Raw genomic sequence first — 1,480 nt, forward strand, 5'->3', positions numbered from 1 at the left:
AATCGGGTGAGTCCGCTGCAGATGTTCGTAGGTTTGCGACAAATCCTTGACGTGCTGGAAATGACCTGATTCAAGGGCTTGCTGCATATTTTCGATGATCATCGAATGTAGCCGGCAGACGCCATCGGGTGAGCACAGCAAGGACTGACTCAACTCGGCGGCAATCGTGATCGGAACATGTTCGTGCTCCGCAATCGCCTCTATCTCGCCTTGGTCGAGATCGCAATAGTCAATAACATCCTGAATGGAAAGCATAATGTCCTCCTGGATAGGAAAAATAAAAAGTCAGGGTCGTACCCCTAGCTTGTTATTTTTGTTCTGTCCGCCTTGTCGTTATTGTCGGTGGAGGATCATTTAAGTCTGGCTGAAAAACCGGAAAAAGCAAGCCCTCGGTAGCGTCAGATGCGCAGGCGGCTGTCCGGCAGCGGATGGCCTAATTGCAGGCGGCTGATGGTCGGCAGCAGGTCGAGCCGCGTCTCTTTTTTCAGTTGTACGGCGCGGGCGCGCAAGTCGTCGAGCGAGACATCGACCGCCTCGCCGCCGGTCGCGAAAGCGATGGTATTACCGCTGTCGCACGATGGAAAAACGGCAACCCGGCCATCGAAAGCAGCGCCGATGCGCTCGACACTGCCCTTGAAACCCCTGTTCCAGCCGAGCAGGTTGAAGCTGCACAGACCCTTGTCGCTAAGGCGGGCGCGGCAGGCCTGATAGAACGGCTCGGTGTCGAGCACGCCGGCTTTCGCGTCGGGATCATAGCCATCGATCAGCATCATGTCGAAACGCCGGTCGCCGCCCAGCATGTAGTCGGCGCCACAGCCGATCACCACATCGAGTCGGCGAGGGTCGTCGGGCAGCTTGAAATACTGGCGGGCGATGAACTCGACCTGCGGATTGATCTCGACCACCGTGATCCGGCAATCGGGCAGGGTACGGTAAATGAATTTCGCCAGCGAGCCGGCTCCGAGGCCGATCAATAGCGCGCTGCGCGGCCACTGGCCGGTCGGCCGCATGAGCAGCCCGGCCATCATCTCGCGCGTGTAGGCCAGTTCGAGCGACCACGGCCGGGCAATGCGCATGGCGCCCTGAATCCAGTCGGAGCCGAAGTGAAGATTGCGGACGCCTGTTTCTTCGCTGATATCGACGGAATGTTGGGGAGCTTTTTTTGCGGGTCGCATCGCCACTTGCCGGGGAATGGGCTGGCGTCCCCACCCGGAATCGAACCAGGAACTGCTCCTTAGGAGGGAGCCGTTATATCCATTTAACTATGGAGACGCGCAAGAGGGCGAATTGTACCGATGTGGCCAGCCTAGCGATAGATGGCGTTGGCTCCCTGGCAACCAGCTAAAATGCCGGTTCTCCCAACGCGGCGCCGGCTCGGCGCTGCTTCAATGCGTGCCATGCCCTACCTAAAACTCTCCTCTGCCTGCCTTGCCTACGGCCACGTGCCGCTTCTCGATCACGCCGATTTTCTGCTCGATCC

General features: G+C 58.7%; 2 protein-coding genes and 1 tRNA gene. All 3 read right to left on the reverse strand.

Annotated elements, in window-relative coordinates; genetic code table 11:
* Nucleotides 1-255 (reverse strand): hypothetical protein (locus tag ADADOO_RS17685; RefSeq protein ID WP_511278837.1); only part of this gene is annotated, 255 nt, incomplete at its 3' end.
* A gap of 143 nt (nt 256-398) precedes the next feature.
* Complete coding sequence (locus tag ADADOO_RS17690) at nt 399-1,175, reverse strand: spermine/spermidine synthase domain-containing protein (RefSeq protein WP_511278838.1); 777 nt, start codon at nt 1,173-1,175, stop codon at nt 399-401.
* 22 nt (nt 1,176-1,197) lie between these two features.
* A tRNA-Arg gene (locus ADADOO_RS17695) sits at nt 1,198-1,272 on the reverse strand.
* Nucleotides 1,273-1,480: the final 208 nt, after the last annotated feature.

This window comes from Azonexus sp. (assembly GCF_036170495.1).
In the GTDB taxonomy this organism is placed as follows: Bacteria; Pseudomonadota; Gammaproteobacteria; order Burkholderiales; family Rhodocyclaceae; genus Azonexus.

What these genes read in the sequence shown, in the direction of transcription:
- ADADOO_RS17690 (WP_511278838.1), bottom strand. Translation starts at nt 1,175, where the DNA reads ATGCGACCCGCAAAAAAAGCTCCCCAACATTCCGTCGATATCAGCGAA.